The sequence below is a fragment of the Lacipirellula limnantheis genome (assembly GCF_007746075.1).
Taxonomy (GTDB): Bacteria; Planctomycetota; Planctomycetia; order Pirellulales; family Lacipirellulaceae; genus Lacipirellula; species Lacipirellula limnantheis.
Map to the genome: position 1 here is coordinate 1,635,089 of NZ_CP036339.1, position 20,390 is coordinate 1,655,478.

General features: G+C 62.7%; 15 protein-coding genes. 11 read left to right on the forward strand and 4 right to left on the reverse strand.

The window, feature by feature from the left end; translation table 11 throughout:
- Nucleotides 1–18 precede the first annotated feature (18 nt).
- The 9 genes from I41_RS06275 (at nucleotide 19) to I41_RS06315 (ending at nucleotide 10,644) form a co-directional block, all read left to right on the forward strand.
- Nucleotides 19–2,280: an HD family phosphohydrolase gene (locus I41_RS06275; protein WP_168206730.1), complete on the forward strand. Its 2,262-nt coding sequence runs from the start codon at nucleotides 19–21 to the stop codon at nucleotides 2,278–2,280.
- 21 nt (nucleotides 2,281–2,301) lie between these two features.
- The gene (gene ybeY / locus I41_RS06280; protein ID WP_145431735.1) at nucleotides 2,302–2,844 is read left to right on the forward strand and encodes an rRNA maturation RNase YbeY; all 543 of its coding nucleotides are present in this window, start codon (nucleotides 2,302–2,304) and stop codon (nucleotides 2,842–2,844) included.
- The gene (locus I41_RS06285) at nucleotides 2,841–4,139 is read left to right on the forward strand and encodes a transporter associated domain-containing protein (RefSeq protein WP_145431736.1); all 1,299 of its coding nucleotides are present in this window, start codon (nucleotides 2,841–2,843) and stop codon (nucleotides 4,137–4,139) included. The genes ybeY and I41_RS06285 overlap by 4 nt, the downstream gene beginning before the upstream one ends.
- A gap of 201 nt (nucleotides 4,140–4,340) precedes the next feature.
- On the forward strand, nucleotides 4,341–5,768 hold the full coding sequence (locus I41_RS06290) for a tetratricopeptide repeat protein (RefSeq protein WP_145431737.1): 1,428 nt from the start codon (nucleotides 4,341–4,343) through the stop codon (nucleotides 5,766–5,768).
- A complete protein-coding gene (locus tag I41_RS06295; protein ID WP_168206731.1) occupies nucleotides 5,746–6,282 on the forward strand; it encodes an LptE family protein in 537 nt (178 codons plus the stop codon). Before I41_RS06290 ends, I41_RS06295 begins: the two co-directional genes overlap by 23 nt.
- Nucleotides 6,283–6,357: 75 nt before the next feature.
- Nucleotides 6,358–7,275, forward strand: a complete 918-nt coding sequence (gene folP / locus I41_RS06300; protein ID WP_246133820.1) for a dihydropteroate synthase — start codon at nucleotides 6,358–6,360, stop codon at nucleotides 7,273–7,275.
- A gap of 256 nt (nucleotides 7,276–7,531) precedes the next feature.
- Nucleotides 7,532–8,821 carry a glutamate-5-semialdehyde dehydrogenase gene (locus tag I41_RS06305; RefSeq protein WP_145431739.1) on the forward strand — a complete coding sequence of 430 codons (1,290 nt, stop codon included), beginning with the start codon at nucleotides 7,532–7,534 and terminating at the stop codon, nucleotides 8,819–8,821.
- A 75-nt stretch (nucleotides 8,822–8,896) separates the two neighbouring features.
- Nucleotides 8,897–9,931, forward strand: coding sequence for a flagellar motor switch protein FliM (gene fliM, locus I41_RS06310; RefSeq protein ID WP_145431740.1), 1,035 nt, complete (start codon nucleotides 8,897–8,899; stop codon nucleotides 9,929–9,931).
- A gap of 356 nt (nucleotides 9,932–10,287) precedes the next feature.
- On the forward strand, nucleotides 10,288–10,644 hold the full coding sequence (locus tag I41_RS06315) for a hypothetical protein (RefSeq protein ID WP_145431741.1): 357 nt from the start codon (nucleotides 10,288–10,290) through the stop codon (nucleotides 10,642–10,644).
- Between the two features lie 2 nt (nucleotides 10,645–10,646).
- On the opposite strand, the gene I41_RS06320 is transcribed toward I41_RS06315, so the two are convergent.
- Nucleotides 10,647–11,654 carry a matrixin family metalloprotease gene (locus tag I41_RS06320; protein ID WP_168206732.1) on the reverse strand — a complete coding sequence of 336 codons (1,008 nt, stop codon included), beginning with the start codon at nucleotides 11,652–11,654 and terminating at the stop codon, nucleotides 10,647–10,649.
- A 391-nt stretch (nucleotides 11,655–12,045) separates the two neighbouring features.
- Here I41_RS06320 and I41_RS06325 point away from each other — a divergent pair, with 391 nt between their 5' ends.
- The gene (locus I41_RS06325) at nucleotides 12,046–12,321 is read left to right on the forward strand and encodes a hypothetical protein (RefSeq protein ID WP_145431743.1); all 276 of its coding nucleotides are present in this window, start codon (nucleotides 12,046–12,048) and stop codon (nucleotides 12,319–12,321) included.
- A 177-nt stretch (nucleotides 12,322–12,498) separates the two neighbouring features.
- Nucleotides 12,499–13,092 carry an RNA polymerase sigma factor gene (locus I41_RS06330; protein WP_145431744.1) on the forward strand — a complete coding sequence of 198 codons (594 nt, stop codon included), beginning with the start codon at nucleotides 12,499–12,501 and terminating at the stop codon, nucleotides 13,090–13,092.
- Nucleotides 13,093–13,445: 353 nt separating this feature from the next.
- On the opposite strand, the gene I41_RS06335 is transcribed toward I41_RS06330, so the two are convergent.
- The 3 genes from I41_RS06335 to I41_RS06345 all read right to left on the reverse strand — a co-directional run bounded on the left by I41_RS06335 (nucleotide 13,446) and on the right by I41_RS06345 (nucleotide 20,268).
- The gene (locus I41_RS06335) at nucleotides 13,446–13,847 is read right to left on the reverse strand and encodes a DUF423 domain-containing protein (protein ID WP_145431745.1); all 402 of its coding nucleotides are present in this window, start codon (nucleotides 13,845–13,847) and stop codon (nucleotides 13,446–13,448) included.
- Between the two features lie 294 nt (nucleotides 13,848–14,141).
- The gene (locus I41_RS06340; protein ID WP_168206733.1) at nucleotides 14,142–17,795 is read right to left on the reverse strand and encodes a general secretion pathway protein GspD; all 3,654 of its coding nucleotides are present in this window, start codon (nucleotides 17,793–17,795) and stop codon (nucleotides 14,142–14,144) included.
- A 337-nt stretch (nucleotides 17,796–18,132) separates the two neighbouring features.
- Complete coding sequence (locus tag I41_RS06345) at nucleotides 18,133–20,268, reverse strand: hypothetical protein (protein WP_145431747.1); 2,136 nt, start codon at nucleotides 20,266–20,268, stop codon at nucleotides 18,133–18,135.
- Between the last annotated feature and the right edge of the window lie 122 nt (nucleotides 20,269–20,390).

A 20,390-nucleotide genomic window follows, 5' to 3' on the forward strand; every position in this document is an offset into this window, starting at 1 on the left:
TCTTTTGCGCTTATGTCGATGGTCCCTCCAAGGCGAACGCGTCAGCAACGGGTGGCGGCGGTCGAGCTGCCTCCGGGCATGTGGAAGACGCTCTGGACGAACGTGCAGCGCGGGTCGGTGCTGCTGCGCCTCGCGATGTGCGCCGCGGCGGCCATTTTCTTGTGGGCGTTCACAAAGGCGTGGGACCCGCCGTTCAGCCATCGACTGGGCGAAGTGCCGCATCGCAACGTCATTGCCCGCGTTGATTTTGAGCAGCCCGACCCCGCAGCGACCAATAAGGCGCGCGACGAAGCGCGGCGGTTTGCCATTGCTGAGTACGATCAGAATCCCGAGCCGCTTGCTCAACTCCGCGGGCAATTAGTCGACGAGATCAGCAAGGTGTTGCAGGCGAAGACCTTGGAAGAAGTCGACCCTGAGGTTTGGAAGCGATTCCAGCCCCCGCTCGCGGCCGGGACGCCCGACCCGACTCCGGAAGAACAAAAGGAACAATTCGAGCGATTTCGTCAGGCGTTTGCGGAAGAGCAGGCGCTCTCGAAATTCGCGGACGCGCTTGAAGAAGTGATGACGCCGTTTGAGCAACGCGGCCTGCTCAAGGAACTGCCCGAGAGCGCTCAGGCAAACACGGAGAAGATTCTGGTCCGCTCCAAGGGGGCCGAAGCGTTTGGCGCGCAAGTCCCGGTAGCCGATGTGCGGGTCAAACAGGCCGCGCCGAAGCTACAGCAAGCTCTCAAGGAGAAGCTGCCGTCCGTCGAGGTCGCCGAGCGGGCGTTTGCCTGGCTGGAGCCGAAGCTCCCCGAGACCTTGACGCTCGATGCGAAGGCGACCCAAGCGTCGCAAGAAAAGGCTGCGGCCGAGGTGGCGGAAGTCACCAAGCCGTTCGTCCAAGGCAAGGACATGCTCGCCGAAGCGGGAAAGCCGCTGAATGAGGATTCGCTCAAGTTGCTCCGGCTGGAGCACGAGGCCGACCTGGCCGACCGGACGGCGAGCGAGCGGTTGCATCGCTCGGCGGCGATGCTGGGGATGTTTGTGGCGCTCTATACGCTGGCGGGCTTCTATCTTTATCGCCGTGACCGCCGCGTGGTCGACGAGCTGCTGCGGCTCGCGGCGCTGCTTGGCCTGTTCGTCGTCTGCGTAGCCGTGGCAAAGGTGTTGAGTCAGTACGCGTGGGGCGCCGACGTTATTCCGTTGCTGCTGTTCGGCATGGTGATCGCCATTGCCTACCACCAGGAACTGGCGCTATTGCTGTCGCTGTGCACGACGCTGGTGGTCGTCGTCGCCATTGGACATGGCTTCACCGAGGCGCTGGCGCTCGCCGCGACGGTAGCGGGCGCCGTCCTGGTGCTGCGGCAAGTGCGGACGCGCAGCCGGCTGCTGGTCGTGGGGTTTGCGGCGGCGGCAGTTGGCTTTTTCACGACGCTTGGCGTCGGCATTCTCGACGAGCGCTCTTGGACCTCGCTGCTGACTGACGGCTTTACCGTCGCGCTCTGGTCGATTATCGCCGGTTCGTTGATGACGGTTTTGCTGCCGACCGTTGAGAAATTGTTTGGCGTCGAGACAGACCTCAGCCTGATCGAGCTAGGCGACCCGGCACATCCGTTATTGCAGGAGCTGATCCGGCGGGCGCCAGGAACGTACAACCATTCGATCACCGTTGCGTCGCTCGCCGAGGCGGCGGCGGAATCGATCGGCGCTCGCGGCTTGCTGGTGCGGGTCGGAGCTTACTTCCACGACATCGGCAAGATGCTCAAGCCGCAGTATTTCATCGAGAATCAAACCAAGGGGGACAACCGCCACGACTCGCTTGTCCCCGCAATGAGCACGTTGGTGATTATTGCTCACGTCAAGGATGGCGCCGACTTGGCTCGCCAGAATCGGCTGCCCGATTCGATTATCGACTTCATTCAGCAGCACCACGGGACGACGCTGGTCGAGTACTTTTACCGGCAAGCGAATCAGAAGAAGGTGCAGGAAAACCCCGAGGGGGGCGCGCTGGACGAAAGTTCGTTCCGTTACCCCGGACCGAAGCCGCAAACGCGCGAGGCGGGGGTTTTGATGCTGGCGGACGCCGTGGAAAGTGCTAGCCGCGTGCTGAAAGAGCCGACGGCGTCGCGAATCGAGAACCTCGTGCACGAAATCTCGATGAAACGGCTGCTCGACGGGCAGTTTGACGAAAGCGGGTTGACGCTCGAAGATATCCGCAAAATTGGCGAGAGCTTGGTAAAATCACTGACCGCCGTGTATCACGGTCGAGTGAAGTATCCCGACCAGGAAACTGCCTAAGTTGCAGTCGTCACGCGCCGCATGAACCCTTTCCGCCCGCATGAAGCCACCGCCGACGATCAGGAACCTCCTGTACGTCGGCATCAGATCTCGCTCACCAACCAGACGGCGACGCCCGTCGACGCCGAGCAAATCGAACGGGCGATCCGCTGGGCGCTGGCCGACTCGGCTTACGACGAAGCAAGCGTTAGCGTCGCGATCGTCGACGACGACGCGATCCACGAGCTCAATCGGCAATTCCTGGCGCACGATTACCCGACAGACGTTCTGAGCTTCACGCTGGAGGACGACCCGCCGCGGTTAGAAGGCGAGATCGTCGTCAGCGTCGACACGGCGAGACAGAATGCCGAGGAGGCGGGCTGGACCGCGGCCGACGAACTGCTTTTGTACGTCATTCACGGCGCCCTGCACCTGGCGGGCTATCTCGACAAGTCGCCCGAGGACTGCGCCGAAATGAGGGCGGCCGAGGCGGCAGTCCTCGATCGGCTTGGGGTGAGGCGTTCGCCGACCGATGGTCGCTGGTCGTTCGACGGCGCGGACGTGCAGGAGGGGCCGCTGTCGTGACTGCGGACTTGCTGCTAGCGATCAGCATGGGAGCCCTCGCGGCAACGGCGATCGTCAACCTTGGGGTGCGAGCGCTGCGTGAATTCTCGCGCCACGATCTGGCCGAGGTTTGCACGCGCCGCGGCAAACCGGAGCGTTTCGGCGAGATCCTGCGAAATCACGACGAGGTGGCGCTCGGCGTCGAAATGTTGTCAGCCTTCACGGGGGTCCTCGGCATCATCACCGGGGCGGCGTGGGCGGCAGAGCATTGGGATTTCTCCTTAACCGCGTCGATTGGCAAATTGCTTCTTACCTCCCTCCTGCTTGGACTAGTCTTTGTCACCGTGCGAACTTGGGCGCCTTGGGCGGGAGCACGGCTATTCGGCGAGGGATTTCTCTTTCGCACCTGGCCGATGTGGCGGGCCCTATCGGCGCTGACCCTGCCATTGGTGTGGGGGGCGCAGGCATTCGATGCGGTGCTCCATCGCATCGTCGGTCGCGAGCCGCAGAAAGTCGACGAGCAAGCGATCGAAGAGGAAATTCGCACGATTGTGAGCGAGGGGCACCGCGGCGGCCTGCTGGAGGACGAGGCGCGCGAAATGATCGAAGGGGTGATCGACCTGGGCGACGCCTACGTCTCGCAGATCATGACGCCGCGCACCGACATGAACATGGTGCAGGCCGATTTGCCGTGGGACGAACTGCTGTCCGAGGTGATTGAGTCGGGGCACACGCGCATCCCCGTGTACGACAAGACGCGCGACGATATCGTGGGGCTGCTCTACAGCAAGGATCTGCTGCCGGAACTTGCCACGGGCGACGCCGCCTCACGCACGCCCATCCGCGATCTGGTGCGCAAGCCGCTGTTTGTGCCCGAAACCAAGGCGGTGAACGATCTGTTGCAGATGTTCCAGCAGTTGCGCACGCACATCGCCATCGTGCTCGATGAGTATGGCGGCGTCTCCGGGCTCGTCACCATCGAGGACGTACTGGAAGAAATCGTCGGCGAGATCGACGACGAGTACGATCCCGAGTCGGTGGAGGAGATTCGCCGGATCGATCAGGACACGGTGGAGGCCCTTGGCCGGACCCACATCGACGAGATCAACGAGGAGATGAACCTAGAACTCCCGGAAGACGGCGATTACGACACGATCGGCGGCTTGGTGTTCTCGGAAATGGGGCGGATTCCGCAGACGGGCGAAGAGATTGTCTGGCAGGACAAGGTGCGGATTGTCGTGCTCGAGGCAACGCGCCGCCGGATTGATCGGGTGCGCGTCGAACGGTTGACGAGCGGCCAGCGCGAGAGCGCTTGAGCCGCCGGAGCCCTTGCAGAGGCCGCCGTAATACGTTGATGTTGCTAGCGTCGGCCGCGCCGCCTGCGCGGCCAATGTTGCGATCATCGTTCTGACCTTGACCCGCGTCGCCGTGGCGCCGTACTGTCCCGCGGCCAATTTCCCGGGCGGTCGCGCGCATCGTCGGGGGCGGGTCGAACCTCGTCTGCACCAATATTGCCCATGCCTAGCACCAGACCGTTGCTTTCGGCGTTCACAGCCGTCGCGCTGCTCACGGTCGGCGGCTGCGCGGCCCTCCACCTGCCGGCGCCGCGGGCGCCGTGGTCCGGCGATCCGAACGCGCCGGTCGGGACAGCCGACTGGTGGAAGGCCCACAAGAAGAAAGCCGTGTTTGAGCCGGGCAAAGGCCACCAGGTGGCGGGCGTCGAGGGATACTTCGACGACCAGGGGCGTCCGATCAACGCCAAAGTGCAAAAGGTCGTCACGAAGGCAGATGACGGCGGCGGTCTGCTCGGCGATACCAGTTTCAAGGAACGGGTTAGCGGCCTGAAAGAGCAGGTCGGGCTGGGGCCCGATCAAGCGCAGGCGCAGAAGGATTTTGACGAGGCGGAGACGCTCTTCCGCCGCGAGGAATATGGCGACGCGGCGAAACTGTACAAAAAGGCGTTCAAGGCTTGGCCTGACTCGCAACTCGAACAAGACGCAATGTTCAAGCAGGCCGAAGCGCTCTTCTACGCCGCTAACTACTCGAAGTCGAGCAACGCGTATGAGGCGCTGATCCGCAAGTATCCGAATTCGCCGCATCTCGACAAGGTGATCACGCGCCAGTTCTCCATCGCTCGTTACTGGGAGCAGTATCACAACTACAATCCTAATTGGCTGACGACGCCAAACTTCATCGATCGCACCCGACCGCTGTTCGACACCATTGGTCGCTCGATGAAGAACTATGAGAACATTCGCCTCAACGATCCGACCGGCCCGCTCGCCGACGACGCGATCATGGCGATGGGCAATTCGTATTTTCTGCGTGGGCGATACGGCGACGCCGACATGCAATACGAGCTGCTGCGGAAGGAGTACCCGCGCAGCGATCATCAGTACGATGCGCATATCCTTGGTTTGCAGTGCAAGCTCCGCAAATATCAGGGGCCGAGTTACGACGGCACGCCGTTGGAAGAGGCGCAGGTCCTGGTGAAGCAGCTCAAGGTGCAATTCAACGGCCAACTCGACGACGACCAGCGGCAGCGACTCGCGGAAGTCGACGGGATGTTGAAAAAGGAAATCGCCACGCGCGACTTCCAGATGGCCCAACACTTCGACGGCATCGAAGAGTACGGCTCGGCTCGCCTCTATTACGCCCGCGTGATGAAGGAATACCCGCAGACGCCGCTCGCCGACCAGTCGAAGATTCGACTGGCTGAGATCGGCGGCGAGCCTGACCGGCCCACGTCGATGATCGAGCCCGTGCTGAAACTCTTGCCGGAGAACGCCGAGCGGGCGGCGATCGCGCAGGTGCCGCTGATCGAGCCGAAGGCGACGCCGGCTTCGCCGTCGGGACCAGTCCGTTCGGGAATCATGACAGCTACTGGCCAGCAGCCGGCAAGCCAACCGGGGGATGGATCGAATGATCCGACCATCCGCCGCTAGTGCAGTTTGGCTGCTCGCGCTGGTGTGTCTCGTCGCGCCGGGCTGCGCGGCTTACCGCGTTGGCAGCGAGACGCTCTACGCCCCCGACGTCGCGACTGTTTACGTTCCGATGATCGAATCAGACAGCTTCCGCCGCGATCTGGGCGAGCGGCTCACCGAAGCGGTGATCAAGGAAATCGAACTGAAGACGCCGTACAAGGTGGTCGGGACCCCTGACGCCGACAGTATTCTCTCCGCTCGTTTGATGGGCGAACGCAAGCTGCTGGAATTCGAGAATCAGAACGACGACCCCCGTGCGCTGGAGTATAACCTCACCGCTCAGGTGACATGGCTCAATCGCCGTCGTCAGCCGCTGGCGCCGGTGAATGCGATTCCGCTGGCGGCCGATTTCATTCCGATGACGCAGACAGGGACGATGCTGCCCGAGCCGGGGCAATCCGACGCCAGCGCTCAACAGCAGGCGATCCAACGGCTGGCGGAGCAGATCGTCGCCACGATGGAAGAGCCCTGGTAGCCGCAGCTTGCCGGCGAACCTGTTTGGGTGGCGCAGTCGGTGGAACGAACGAGCGTTGCTTGTTACGCTCGGTGCATGAGTTCCCCTCCTCCAACCGACCGATCCCTGAACTTCCGATATCCGCAGCGAGCGTCCAATTGGCAGTTGCGCACCCGCACGCTTCAATTCGGACGCCGGCCGCTGCTGATGGGGGTGATCAACGTCACGCCCGACAGTTTTTCCGATGGGGGGCGATTTCTGGCCGCCGAGGCAGCGGTGGATCAGGGGAGGAAACTGGCGGCCGAGGGAGCAGACTTGCTCGATATCGGCGGCGAGAGCACGCGGCCCTACGCCGACGTGGTGGCAACCGAGGAAGAGCTGCGGCGCGTCGTGCCAGTGATCGCGCAGTTGGCCCGCGAAGTTAGTATCCCGATTTCGATCGACACGAGCAAAGCAGCGGTGGCTCGCGCGGCGCTGGCGGCGGGGGCGGAATTGATCAACGATGTGACGGGACTCGCAGGAGATCCCGCGATGATCGGCGTCGCGCATGAAACGAAGGCGGGCGTCTGCGCGATGCACATGCAGGGGACGCCGCAGACGATGCAGGACGATCCTCGCTACGGCAACGTCGTCGAGGAAATCTTTGAGTACCTCAAGCAGCGGCGCGACGCGTTGCTGGCGGCGGGAATCGAGCGGGAGCGAATCTGTCTCGATCCGGGGATCGGCTTCGGGAAGACGCACCAGCACAACATCACCCTGATGGCCCACTGTGGGCGGTTCCATGAACTGGGGGCGCCCGTGCTGGTGGGGCATTCGCGGAAAGGTTTCCTGGCCAAGTTGCTGAGGGACAAGGAGGCCGATCGCGACGCGGCGACGGCGGGTTCGGCGTTGGCGCTCGCCAGCCAGGGCGTGCAGGTGATTCGGGTGCACAACGTGCGGATGGTTCGCGAGGCGCTGCTGGCGTTTGAGGCTTGCGGCGGGATTGACGGGCACGAACGCGTGCTGGCGCCTTAAAACGGCGCCACGATCTCCAGGGATTAACTGTGGGAGGGGTCTCCGCCCCCGATGCTGCTTGAAGCGGCCATCGGGGCTTTTAGTGGTGAGCGGAATCGGCGTCGGTTACGCCTCCCACTGGGCGATTTGCTCGGCGGCCACGAACACAACGGAGCGGACACGCGCCGCCCGCAGTCATTATCCGCGTTGACCCAACTTCCCTATCCAACGATACTTACGGAGGAATATTTTCGCCTCCAACGCTTCCCTGCCCGCCATGTCGACCGTTGCCGCTCGCCCTGCCGAACAAACTAATCTCGCTGGCTACTGCCGCGACGTAGCCCAGCGCGCCAAAGCGGCGAGTGCCGAGATGGCGACGCTCAATTCGGGCGTAAAGATCAAGTGGCTCCACCGCTCGGCAGAACTGCTGCGGCAGAACGTCAAAGCGATCGAGGAAGCGAACGCCGAGGACCTGAAGGCGGCGCCCGGCTACGGGCTGACGCCAGCCGAGATCGATCGGCTGAAGCTCAACCGCGATCGCATCGAAGCAATTGCGGCGGCGCTTGTCGAAGTGAGCAACATTCGCGACCCGATCGGTCGAGTGATCGACTCGACGGTGCGGCCCAACGGATTGCGGATTGACAAGATTCGCGTGCCGCTGGGAGTAGTGTTCTTCATCTACGAGTCGCGCCCCAACGTTACGGCCGATGCGGCGGCGATTTGCGCGAAGGCGGGGAACGCCGTCATTCTGCGCGGCGGCAAAGAGGCGATTCACTCCAGCCGCGCCATCGTTGAGCTGCTGCAACTCGCGGCGGGCGAAGCGGGCGTGCCGGCTGATGCGGTCCAATTGGTGAGCACAACCGACCGGGCGGCCGTAGGCGAGTTCCTCGGCATGCCGGAGTTTATCGACGTCGCCATTCCACGCGGCGGCGAGGGGCTGATTCGCCGCGTCGCCGCCGAAGCGAAGATGCCGGTCATCAAGCATTTCGACGGCAATTGCCACGTCTACGTCGATGCGGCGGCCGATTTGGAGATGGCGCGCACGATCATCGTCAACTCGAAATGCCAGCGGATGGGCGTCTGCAACACGGCCGAATCGTTGCTGGTGCACGGCGACGTCGCGGCGGAGTTTCTGCCGACGATTGCCGCTGACCTGGCGCAGCACTCGATCGAGATCCGCGGCGACGAGCGGGTGTGCGAACTGGTCGACGCCGCGAAGCCGGCGACCGAGGCCGACTACAAGGCGGAGTTTTTGGGGCCAATCATCTCGGCCTGCGTCGTTGGCTCGCTCGATGAGGCGATCGCCCACATCAATCGCTACGGGTCGCACCACACCGATGCGATCGTGACGAACGATCTGGCGGCGTCGGAGCGGTTTGCGGCGGCGGTCGACAGTGCGGCAGTGATGATTAACGCCAGCACGCGGTTCAACGACGGCGGCGAGTTCGGGCTGGGGGCGGAAATTGGCATCAGCACCGATAAGTTTCACGCCCGCGGGCCGTGCGGCGTCGATGAACTGACTAGCTACAAATACGTGGTTCACGGCACGGGGCAGGTGAGAACATAATTGTCATCCTGAGCGGAGCGAAGGGCTCGGAATGACCGGTTCAGCTCAAGTCAGAAAAACGCAACGGAGTGCGTGATGAGCGATGTCTTAAGCCAGGCGGAAGTCGAGAACCTGCTGAACGCCATCGACGGCGGCGAGGAACCTCGCGCTGCGCCCGTCGCCGCGGCCCCGCCACGCCCCCGCGAGAAGGTGAGCGTCTATGACTTCAAGCGCCCCGAGCGCGTCGGCAAGGAGCAGATGCGCTCGCTGCAGACGATGCACGAGGGGTTCGGCCGGAATTTTGGCGCCGCTCTCTCGGCGCTGCTGCGAACCATGGTCGAAGTGAAGCTCACGAGCGTCGACCAACTGACTTTTAGCGAGTTCGTCTTCAGCCTCGAGAATCCGACCTGCTTTAATCTGATCACGGCGGCGCCGCTGGAAGGCCAGCTGATTCTCGACATCAACCCGTCGATTCTGTTCCCCATGATCGACCGGCTGCTGGGCGGCAGCATCTCGTCGACCCCGCCGGCGCGACGACCGCTGACCGAGATCGAGCTGCGACTCGTCTCGCGCATCACCAATCTGTTTCTCAACGAGATGCAGAATGCCTGGGAGAACGTCCTGCCGCTGCAACTTTCGGTCGATCGGGTGGAAAGCAATCCGCAACTCGTGCAGATCATCCCCGCGAACGAAGTGATCGTCCTGGTGAGCTTCGAACTGACCGTCGGCGAAATGCGCGGGATGATGAACCTCTGCATTCCGTTCAACTCGATCGAGCGCGTCAGCGGCAAACTGAGCTCGAACAATTGGGTCAGCTATGCAAAGAAGCCTGCGAGCGCGGAGTCAATGCAACGGATCGGTTCGCGCATTGCCGAAGCCGCGGTCGAAGTCGTGGTCGAACTCGCGTCGACGCGAATCAGCACGGCCGACATGCTCGATTTGCGGGTGGGAGACATCATCGCCAGCGAGAAGGACGTCAACGAACCCCTGGTGGTTTACGTCGAAGGAAAGCCGAAATTCCTCGCCTCGCCCGGGCAGCTGAAGGGGCGGAAGGCGATCCAGGTGAAAGGGGCGTATCAGCCCCACGACATTCGCGTGGACTTTCAGCCAAACACGACGAAGCCATCGTGAACGCTTTGGCGGCTGCTAGATGCCCCGTTTGGGGGGATGATTTGACATCAAACGCTGGGCGGTTGAGAATCTAGGAAGCGAGTCAACCTTTCGAGCTGGCTCGACCGCTTATCGACGAATTGGGCGCCCGTCGACGCTGGTGATTTCTTCACTGCTGTTTGCGGGTACGATTCGAACGCTGTGAAGAGCTTTTCAAACGTGGGTGGCCGCCAGCGGCGCTGGGCCGAGTGGGCGTTAGAATCGGAGCGCGGAAGAGGAGCGAGGGGCGCGACCGCTGACCGGTCGCGTTGAGTGATGCCGCCGGCGTCTGCCGGCGCGCGGCGCTAAGGCTTCACTTTTCCGCAGGAGACGCTCCGATGGGAATCCCCGTCCACTGCCCCAACGGGCATCATTTCAGCGTCAAGGACAAGTACGCTGGCAAGAAGGGGATTTGCCCCTATTGCGAAGGACAAGTCGTGGTGCGCGTGCCCAACGTCTTGGCGCCCGAGGTGCAAAACGCTTACACCCAGGCATGCCGAGAGGAAAAGGGGCGCGTGCCGTTGAATACGGACTCTTCTGTATTCGACAGCATGCCCGACGAGGCGACGCCCAGCGCCAGCGGCAGCCACTTGGGATCGTCGGTCGTCCGGCACAACATCCGCTGTCAGTGTGGACAGTCCGTGCCAATGTGGTTCGCAAAGTGCCCGAAGTGCGGGACGTTTATTGAACATTAAACTCAGCGTCGACCGCGGCAATAGGCGGCGACGCCCGCGGCGACGAGCGCCAGCGTCAGCGCTGAACCCTCAGGGACGGTCGCAACCGCCGTTGACGTCCCTGCGCCCGTGGACGACTCGCGTTGCCAGACGAGAAGATCGGCCCCGTCAATTGCTCCGTTGCCATCAGCGTCGCCCGTCATGGGGTCGACGGCGAGGGTGGTTCCGAACCCGGTCTTCCAAATGGCCAGATCGTCGTCGTCGACGACGTTGTCATGGTTAAAGTCGGCCCGCAATGCGGGACCGTAGAGGAACTGGACCGCCGCGACGTCGTCGGGATCGAGAATACGATTGACGTACTTAAAAATGTCGTAGTTCACGGACATGACCGACTGGGCGTCGGAATGGGCCAATCCCATGGCGTGTCCGAGCTCGTGAAGAATCAACCCTTCGAAGTCGTTGAAGACGTCGATCAGCTCGCCCTCGGCGCCATCGTCAAAGAAAAACGTGCTGTTGGAATTGAGCAGCACGTCGCCTTCGAGCGTGCCGCCGTTGGGAGGGGGCGCGTAGCCGACCGCCCCGATGCCGGCGTTGATTGCAAAGGCCCCCAAGCGGATCTGACCCGTGTCGGGGGGAGTCGCGCCAGGCGAATGAAACGGCACGCCCGAGTCGGGGACCCGGACGAAATAGATATTCGCGGCGGATGACCATTGCGCGAGCGAGCGTTCGATGGCTGCCAGCGCCTGGTCATAACCAAGGCTCGTCATTAGGGCGTTGAGCGTGCTCACTCCCGTGATGTTCGGGTCGCTGAACGCGGGATCGATCGTCGTCCCATCTGGCATAATGCTCCAGGTAATCGTGCCGCCGCTCGAGCCAGGAGTGAAGATGTCCCCCCATTTGTTGTAGTACGTCAGCCCTTCGTTGCCCCACGGGTAGGGGCCAAACAAGTTGTAGCCATGGGCGGGCTGAGTTCCGCAGGCGAGGCCGAACATGAGCATCACCGCATGGCGGAAGTGGCGGCTGAGATTCATGGCGTTGGTCCTGGAGCGGCGCATAAGCATTAATCAAGAGGCTACCATGAAGCTTGGAGATCGGAAAACACGCGGGTCGGGAAGGGCGATTCAGCAACCCGCGGCAGCCCAAAAATTCCCACGATTAGCGACTGTCCGCCAGCGGTGCGAAGACTTTGGTGAATTTGTAGACCTCGTAACTCGTTGTCATGCTACGGGTTACGAATATGCTGGCCGGTGATTGCGGGATTCTTGAAAAAAATAATTCCCTAGGCGAACCTCGCCGCCGAAACTACAGTCATAGGAGCGTCTGACAGGCCGGCGGCGCCGGTCTAGCGGTTCGATGACCGCTCTTGGGTCTGGCGACTTAATTTCTTTCTCTCGAGCCGCGCACCAGCGCAGCGAGGGTACGATGCGTTCCATTCAAAGCCGCAATCGCAATCTTGGCATTCAAAACGCTCAGCTGAGCGCCGTCGCCACGATTCGTCGCGCCTCGGATCGCCCCTCGTTTGCCAAGTGGTGCGCATCTAAAGGCTACGAATCGCGCTTCTGGCTATCAATGCGCGAGTCGCTACGGCATCTCATGACGGTAACGGGCGTCACGACGCACGTTACCGGCGGGGCGCTGTACGCAGTAGCACTGCAGCGCCCCGGGCAGCACGCACCGTGTTGCCTCGCCGCCAGATAACTCGGGCCGCGATTCTTACTTAGAGAATCTCTCCCGAACCTGGCGCCGGCCGTCGGCGAGCCCAGCGCGTTTGTCTGCGTTTGGCCGTCGGTTTCCGACCTTCAGCTGCCACCGGTCTCGCGCTTGGACCCAACTTTATATGGTCCAGCGCTTTGAGGCCCAAAGCTCGAGAGAACCATGGAACTGGAAACTCCCATCTTCGAATTGCCCTTCCTCGAATTGCCCGAAGCGACCACCGCCGAGCTCGTGCTCGCCGCGCAAGAGGGCGACAACGAGGCTTTCGGAACGCTCGTCAACCGCTTTGAGCGGATGGTTCAAGCCGTCTGCTGGCAGCGGCTGCGGAACCACGCGGAAGCTCAGGAAGCGTCGCAGGAGGTCTTCATCAAGGCCTTCGAGAAGCTGGAGCAACTGCAGGAGCCGGCGGCGTTTCCGGGCTGGATCCGGTCGATCGCCGTGCGGCAGTCGATCAACCGGAGTGCGCGTCGCCCGCCGGCGACCTCGGTAGAACCCCACTCGTTGGAGGGGTTCGACGGCGAGGCAGAGGCGCCGCTGACGTCGATGCTCAATCGGGAGCGGATCGATCAGCTCAATGAAGGGCTCGATCGATTGGCGACGCTCGATCGGAGCACGCTGGTCGCGTTCTACATCCACGGGCAATCGCTGGTGCAAATGAGCGATGAGTTCGCGGCGCCGGTTGGCACGATCAAGCGGCGGTTGCACGTCGCTCGGAAGCGGCTGGCGAAGGAACTGGAATGCCTTCAGGCCGTCTAGCCCCGGGCTCTGCCCGGGGGGTCGGCGTCCAGTCCGGTAGACAAAGCTGCTCGTTGTGCTATCCCCCGGCGGAGCCGGGGGCTGAACGGCGGGTGCGTTTAGTTTGAATCCCAACCGCGGCCGCTTGGCCGATGACTTGCGCGAAGCCGAGATGTTCGCCAGCGATGGCGGCGTCTCGGCTTTGTTTTTGTAGGTGCGAAGATTCAATTTCAACAAAGAGAGCAAAGAGGACAAAGAGCAAGCCGATCGCCCGACTGAAGGACCGAGGTCTCGATGACTAGACGCGTTTTTGGATTTGTATTTCCTCTGTGTGCTCTGTGCTCTCTGTGTTTACGTTTCTCTATGTGCCTTATTCAGCTCTTCCAAGCGGCCACGGCCACGGCGATCCAGCCGACGATGAACGCCAGTCCGCCGAGCGGCGTGATCATGCCGAGCTTTCGCCATTCGTCGCCGAGGAAGGTCATGGCGTAGAGCGATCCGCTGAAGAGCACGACGCCGACGACGAAGCCGATGGTTGCGGCGCGGAAGCCGCTGCCTGGCAGCGTCGCGGCGAGAGCGGCGACGGCGACCAGTCCTAGGGCGTGGTAGAGCTGATACTTGACGCCGGTCTCGAACCAGGCAAGCCGTTTGGCGAGATCGGCGTCACGGCCGATCTCGCGCAGAAAGTTTTCGAGACCATGTGCGCCGAAGGCGCCGAGCCCGACGCCGGCCGCAGCGAGCAGGGCGCCGACAATGGCGATGAGCTTGGGGTTCATGAAAAGTTGTTGGGGGTGGTTGAATGGCAAGCAGTCTAGCGGATCGTCATCCTAAGCGCAGCGTGTTCCCGATCGCAGCGACGGATCTAACGAATCTATCGAGCTTCTAGAACCTTCGCTTCGCCCAGCACGACAATCGTGCAGGCTCTCCAGCTTATCGCACGGCGACCGTCGGCTTAATGCCCCCGCAGGCGCAAAAAAAGAGCCGCCTCGCCGAACCATGGCATCATTATCCATGGCCCGGCAAGGCGGCGGGCATTACTGGGGAATTCGATCGACTGCTGCGACGGTCGTTTACTCTTCCGTCGCAACGCCGAGGCGGTCTTCCTCTTCTTCCTGAATGATGATGTGAGGCGTGACCATCATCATCAGGCTGTCGGTTTCGCGGCCGATGCCGACGTTGCGGAAGAGGCGATCGATGTACGGCACCTTGCTCAGGAGCGGGACGCCGAACTCGTTGCGGCCTTCGACCAGCCGCTTGATGCCGCCCAGCAGTACCGTGCCGCCGTCGGGGACGCTCACGGTGGTGCTCACCGTGATCACCTCGAAGGTCGGCAACTGCACCGTCGTGCCGCTTCGGGTCGTCACTTCCGTCTCATCCTCCGACGTACTCTCGCCGTTGTTGTCGTCTGTGCTGGCAGTCGACGTGGAGATCGACTCCGACCCCTCGAACGTGAAGGTCTGAACGTCGCCAATCTGGCTGAAGAACGGCACGAGCGTTAGTCGGACGTAGCGCCGGTCATCGGAGACCACGGCCTGCACCGACATCATCGTGCCTTCCGAGAGGACGACGATGACTGGTTGCTGGGCGGCGGCGAACTCGCCGACGACCGGGATGACGCTGATCACGAACGGTCGGAACGCCGCGTCCACCACGTTGGCCAGCTGACCGTTGAACAACGTCACTTTCGGCGCCTGCAACACGTTCGCCCGGCGATCGCCTTGCGAAGCGTTGATGACGAAGAAGGCTTCAATGTCGCTCAGGATCGCGAACCCGAAGGAGCCGACGTCGACCGGCGTACCGAACTGCGGCGTCGCCAGTTCGAAGCTTCCTTGTCTGAACGGCAGGTCGAGGTCGACGGTGTAGTTCGGGTTGAGCTGTTCGCTCGGCGCCTGATTCAAGCCGATCGTCGCGCTGGCGCCGATGGTTGGCGGCGGCTGACCCGGTATGAACTGGGCCGGATTCAGACCCGTGCGATCGGTAATGTCGAAGTCGAAGTCGACGCCGATCCGTTCGAAGAAGCTGTCGGTGAGACGAATAAAGCGAACTTCAATCGTCACCTGCAAATCTTGCAGCCGGCGAAGCTGTTCGAGCAGATCGGCGATCTGTTCGTGGACGCGTTGCGTCTGGCTGATGACGAGGCTGAGATTGGTGGGGAACGGCTGGATTTCGCCCTCGCCGGTGCCGTTTTCCATCCAGCTCTCGTTCTCGACGGTCGAGACGATCAGGTCGATAAGCGAATCGAAGTCGGCCATCGCGGCCCCGCCCAATCCGCCGGGACCGCCGGCAGCCGTCGACGTGGGGCCACCTCCGCCGGCAACCGGGGGAGCCATGTTGGCTTGAATCGGCCCGCTGGCGCCAACCACGCCTTGTTGGCCGGGTCGGTTGTTGGCGATCATCGCCACGGGACCGCCGACGCCGCCTGGCCCGTAGGCGCCCATGGCCGCGTAGGCGTCGTTAATCAAGCCTTGCAGGCCGATGTTGTTCGACGGGACGAAGTTCGGGATCGGAATCACCAGATCGCCGACCGGGTAGACCTTGCGAACCAGGTCGCCGTCGCGGATCTGCTCGCTCGTGATCTTGAGCACCTCGTCCTTCACTGTGTAGGTCAGGTGGAGCGGCTCCAGAATGAGCGTCAGCGCACTCTTCAGTGAGATCTCCTGCGGCAGGTTGAGCGTGACGGGCGTGTCGTATTGCACGCCCTCTTGGCTCAGACCGCGGGGATCGAGATGGATGTTGATGCCCGCCAGCTGCGAGAGGCCTTCGACCACCTTGTTCAGCGGCGTCTCGTTGTACTTCGGCAGCACCGGAGTCTTGAGCTTCTGGTCGATCTCCAATTCTTTGATATTGCGCGCCGTGCCGAGGTCGCTGCTGCCTTTGCGGTTCTTGAGATCGGCCCAGTTGTCGCCGTAGCCGAAGTCGGTGTTGATGCTGTCGAGCGCTTCGGCCGAGGTTTGGCGAATGTCCAAGAACGTGTTGGCAACGCCGTTTTCCGACTGGGCGATGATGTCTTGATTCCAACGCTCGCGGCGAATCAGCTTGGCTTGCTTGTTCACTTGCTGAGCGACGAGCTCGTCCGGCGCCATCTCGTAGAGACGGTTCGCGACAACTTCGGCCTCAGCGTAGCGATGCTCGTCGACCAGCTTGTTGAACTCGTCGACCATCTGGGCCATCTTCTGTTGCATCTCAAGCTTCAGCTTCTGCTCGCGGTCAATCTCGCTGAGAATCTCCCGGTTCGTCGCTTCCAGGTCGAGTTCCGACTTGTGGTCTTCGATGTACTTGTTGGTCGCCGCGGTGGTGAGCTCCACGCGACGCAACAGTTGCGACTTCAACTCCTGCGACAGCTGCGACTCTTCAATTTGTGCGCGCGACTCCTCCAGCAGCTTGAGCGACTGCTTCGGATCGGTCTCGCGCAGCTTTTCGGCTTCCGACTGACGTTTCAGCACGTCGGCCGACAGCTGACGGGCCAGCACCGACTGTCCCTCGGCGGCGGAATCGATGAGGCCGCCTTCGGGGGTTGGGATCGATTCCTTAGGGGCATTCGCCTGCAGCATTTGCAGGTGCCCTTGCAGACGTTGTTGGCTCAGGACGTCGAGCCGATCACGCTGCTGATAAGCCGACTTGAAGGACTGCAGGGCGCCTTCGCGGTCGCCCGCCCGCAGGGCCTGCTCGCCCGCTTCCAGCATTTGCGCCGGGTCGCCGGGAAGGGGCGTCGCTTCCGCGGCACTCGGCAGCGGGAGGGGCGTGAACTCGGGGACCTGGGCGAGTTGCATGGCGGCGCCAGTTTCCGTCGCGGCAGCCGCTTGCACCATGTTTCCTTCGCCAGGCGTTGCCGTGGCGGGAAGCGTAATTTCGGCTGGCGTCGAACTGGGAGCAGCCGTCGCGACGCGCTGCAGGTCGAGCGCCAAGCGTGAGGGGCGGTCTTCGTCGGGCCCGAACTGCGAATCGGGGACGTTCAGCGCACTCGCCTTGGCCGCCAGGGTTTGGGCCTCGGCAAGTTTGCCCGCGGCCAGCAAGGCCCGCGCGTCGCTCAGCAGTATCAAGGTTTGCTCCTTGGCGTCGCTCGCGGCCGGCGGCGGCGCGACCGCCAGACTGGCCGGCGACTTGCGGCGCTGTTCAATCCGGCGGAGCACGTCTTGCGGCGTGAGTCCATTGCCGCTGAATTGAGGATTGAGCTGGGCCGCCTCGTTGGCGGCGCGGGCCGAGGTGTCGAGGTCATTCCACGACAGCAAGGCGTCGGCCTGCTTCACGAGGAACTTCGAGTAGGCGACGCGCCAGTTGGCGCCGCCGTTGAGGTTCCGCAAAGCGGACGTCTCCTGATACTCGGCAATTGAATCGGCGACGGCCTGCGGCGAATCGCCGGGGCCATCGTACGGAACTTTTAGCTCCTGTGCCTTCCCCAGGAACTGCTGAGCACGCGGCAGGTCGCCGACCGAAAGCGCGCGGCGCGCGTCGAGCAGCAGCTGATCGGACTGGCCCTTGGCGGCCGCCGCCACGGGCGCGGCCGAGGGCGACTTGATCGCCGGCACGGCGAGCGTCCCGTCTGGTACAGCAGGGGCGCTGGCCGCAGCGCGGAAGGGGTTGCTGCTGGCAGGGGCCGAAGCTTTGCCGGCAAACGGGTCGGTGGTTCCCGTTTGAGGCTGGCCTTCGACGCCGAAGGCGGCCGTCTGCCAAACGAGCGTGGCGAGTGCAATCGCTGCAGCTCGGGTAGTCGTGGTCCGTCTCAACTCAGTTCTCCTTACGAGAGACGACGCTTGAGCGCCGTCGGCTCCCCCGGATGCGACGCCAATTAAGTTGCTCAGGTGACTGGGCATGTTTCGCGTGGTTCTTGGGCTGGCATTCGTCCGCGCATGCCCGACAGACGTCGAGCTCGCGCTAGGCGTATTCCTAGCGAGGCGTCGGGTGTGATGAAAAGCGGCGGGTTAAATACTTCCCGCCGCCGCCAAGGTCAAGACCAGTCTCGCGGCGAGCGCAAAAAAAAAGAAGCCGCGGGAAATGAACCCGCGGCTTCCGCCGTTTGCTAGCAAAGGTCGGCCGCGCGAGGCGGGGCGACCCAGGAAGAGTCTAAAACCCGCCGCGGCCCCCGCCGCGCCCGCCGCCGCGACCGCCCGGACCGCCCGGACCGCGCTGCTCTGTACCCATTTCCCGGGCCCGACGTTCGGCCTCGGCGTCCTGCTTCATGATAAAATCGTACTCACGAATCGTTTTTCCTTGGGCGAGCTCGTTCTGCATCATCAGGCGGCCCGATGAATCCATCACGAGCGCTCGCGCCGGCGCCGTGAGATTGCGATTCTTCGACACGAGCTGCTCGCCGCCGTCCAGATCGACGAGCGTCAGCCCCGTGAGGAAATTGAACTGCGGCGAATCCTGCGGCTCCTCCGGATCGATCTTGTAGAGCGTCGACCAGATGATCTTCGCCTTCTGGACAAAGTTGAGCACGCTGCCGCGCACGTACCAGCTGTCCATTGCAATTTCGGCCGCGTTATTGCTGTCGACCGACTTGATGATGAGGCGCGCCTCGGGCTCGGGGCCGGTGAGGTCTTTGGTCTGAGCGACGAAGGTGAGGCCCGGCCGCGGCACGACCGCGACGGGGCTTGGTTCGCTCCAGTCGGTCATGCGGTAGCGAATCTTCTCTTTAGCCTGCCGCGTGGAAACTTTCGGATCGAGGTACTTGGCGGGCTGGTCGACGTTGACGTCCTTGACGACCAACTGGACGCGGTAACGGTAGCGACGGCCCGGTTCAACGGTGTCGTCAAAGAACCGGAAGAGCAGCGTCTTGGTGGCGCGGTCCCAAACGTACGGGGGCAATTCCGTGGCGGCCATACCGCCGCCTCCCATGCCGGGACCCATGCCCATGCCGCGACCTTCGCCGCCGCGCCCCATTCCCATCCCCATGGATCGACCCATGCCCATTCCTTCGCCGCCTCGTCCGCCATAGCCGCCGTAGCCGCCCGGCGCACCCATTCGCATTTCACCCGGCCGGCCCATGCCCATTCCTTCGCCGCCGCGGCCATAGCCACCCATCATTCCAGCGTTCTCCGGCCGCTTTGCCGCGCTGGCAAAGTCATCGGCGTCTTCTTCGGTCGCGGGCGGTTTGGCATTGGGATCGGCTTCCAGCGGATTGACGCCCATGAGGTCTTCCGGCTTTGGCAACGGTAGATCGGAATGGGTCACTTCTTCGCCCCACTCGCGCATCACCATTGGCGGCAGCGGGAACGTTAGCAGCGGATGAATGTACTTTGGATTGACCAGATCGGGCGTCTGAATCGGCCATGTCGCCATGCGATCGAGGATCACCTTCGGCATCACCTTCTTCAGTAAGGCAAATTTGCCCGTCCCCTCGTCGGTGACCTCCGCGCGTTCAATCACATAGCCGATGTACTGAGGCTCATCGGCCGCTGGATTGAACCCGCGCGCCGTCGCGAGGGCGTCTTCATACATCTGGAACTGTTGCTTGATCGGCACCTTGGCGAGCACGGTGACCCAGGAGGTTTCGACGATCTCTTCGAAGCCTTGCATCGGGGCGCCTCCCATCGGGGGGATGACCAAGACGCCGTCCTTGGTTTTCATGCCGCCCATTTCGCCCATACCCATCCCGCCGCGGGCCCCTTCGCCGAAGCCGCCGCGCATGCCGGGGCCCATGCCGCGACCCGGACCTGGTCCCCGTCCCCCTTCGCCCCCTTCTTCGGCCATGCGCTCCGCTTCTTCGGCAGCCTTGGCCCGTTCTTCGGCCGCTTTGACGGCGGCGGCGCGCATGTTCTCGCGGATAGCTTCGGGATTGCTGCTCATCCACAGGCCAGCGCCGGGGCGGACTTCCAGATCTTCAACGGCGACGAGCACCGGATCCTCCCGGAGCTTCACGGGGGGGATCACCAAAGGATTGATGTGTTCGATGATGGGATACTGCTCTGGTTTAACCGGCGCGGTGACGCCGTCGCCGGAGCGCGAGCGGAACTCGGTGAAGTCGGTCCGATCTTGGGGAGCGAATGTCTCCCAGCTCATGTTCTCGACCTTCGTCTTCGCCGCATTGGCTTCAGCCGTCAGCGCCGGCGGCTGCTTTGCGTCGTCGACCACAGGACGCCCCAGCGAGCTCCAGATGAGCATGCCGGCCACCGCGAGGATGGCAGCGATGCCGACCTTCTCCCCGTGGTTGAGCAAGAATCGCACGAATCCATTGGCGCCTTTGAGTTTTGCTTTCATGGCATTTGATTCCGGCTGCGAGCGGTGAGTTACGAGTTACGAGTTGAAACTGCGAGGCGCGATTCGCGATGTCGTTGTTGCATTTCTCTCGCAACTCGCAACTCGCGACTCCATTGCTGAAC

Bases quoted from the DNA above. Each gene is read 5' to 3' on its own strand.
- I41_RS06335 (WP_145431745.1), bottom strand. From the start codon at position 13,847: ATGAACCCCAAGCTCATCGCCATTGTCGGCGCCCTGCTCGCTGCGGCC.
- I41_RS06305 (WP_145431739.1), top strand. From the start codon at position 7,532: ATGTCGACCGTTGCCGCTCGCCCTGCCGAACAAACTAATCTCGCTGGC.
- I41_RS06275 (WP_168206730.1), top strand. From the start codon at position 19: ATGGTCCCTCCAAGGCGAACGCGTCAGCAACGGGTGGCGGCGGTCGAG.
- ybeY (WP_145431735.1), top strand. From the start codon at position 2,302: ATGAACCCTTTCCGCCCGCATGAAGCCACCGCCGACGATCAGGAACCT.
- I41_RS06295 (WP_168206731.1), top strand. From the start codon at position 5,746: ATGATCCGACCATCCGCCGCTAGTGCAGTTTGGCTGCTCGCGCTGGTG.
- I41_RS06315 (WP_145431741.1), top strand. From the start codon at position 10,288: ATGGGAATCCCCGTCCACTGCCCCAACGGGCATCATTTCAGCGTCAAG.
- I41_RS06325 (WP_145431743.1), top strand. From the start codon at position 12,046: ATGCGTTCCATTCAAAGCCGCAATCGCAATCTTGGCATTCAAAACGCT.
- I41_RS06330 (WP_145431744.1), top strand. From the start codon at position 12,499: ATGGAACTGGAAACTCCCATCTTCGAATTGCCCTTCCTCGAATTGCCC.
- I41_RS06290 (WP_145431737.1), top strand. From the start codon at position 4,341: ATGCCTAGCACCAGACCGTTGCTTTCGGCGTTCACAGCCGTCGCGCTG.
- folP (WP_246133820.1), top strand. From the start codon at position 6,358: ATGAGTTCCCCTCCTCCAACCGACCGATCCCTGAACTTCCGATATCCG.
- I41_RS06320 (WP_168206732.1), bottom strand. From the start codon at position 11,654: ATGAATCTCAGCCGCCACTTCCGCCATGCGGTGATGCTCATGTTCGGC.
- fliM (WP_145431740.1), top strand. From the start codon at position 8,897: ATGAGCGATGTCTTAAGCCAGGCGGAAGTCGAGAACCTGCTGAACGCC.
- I41_RS06345 (WP_145431747.1), bottom strand. From the start codon at position 20,268: ATGAAAGCAAAACTCAAAGGCGCCAATGGATTCGTGCGATTCTTGCTC.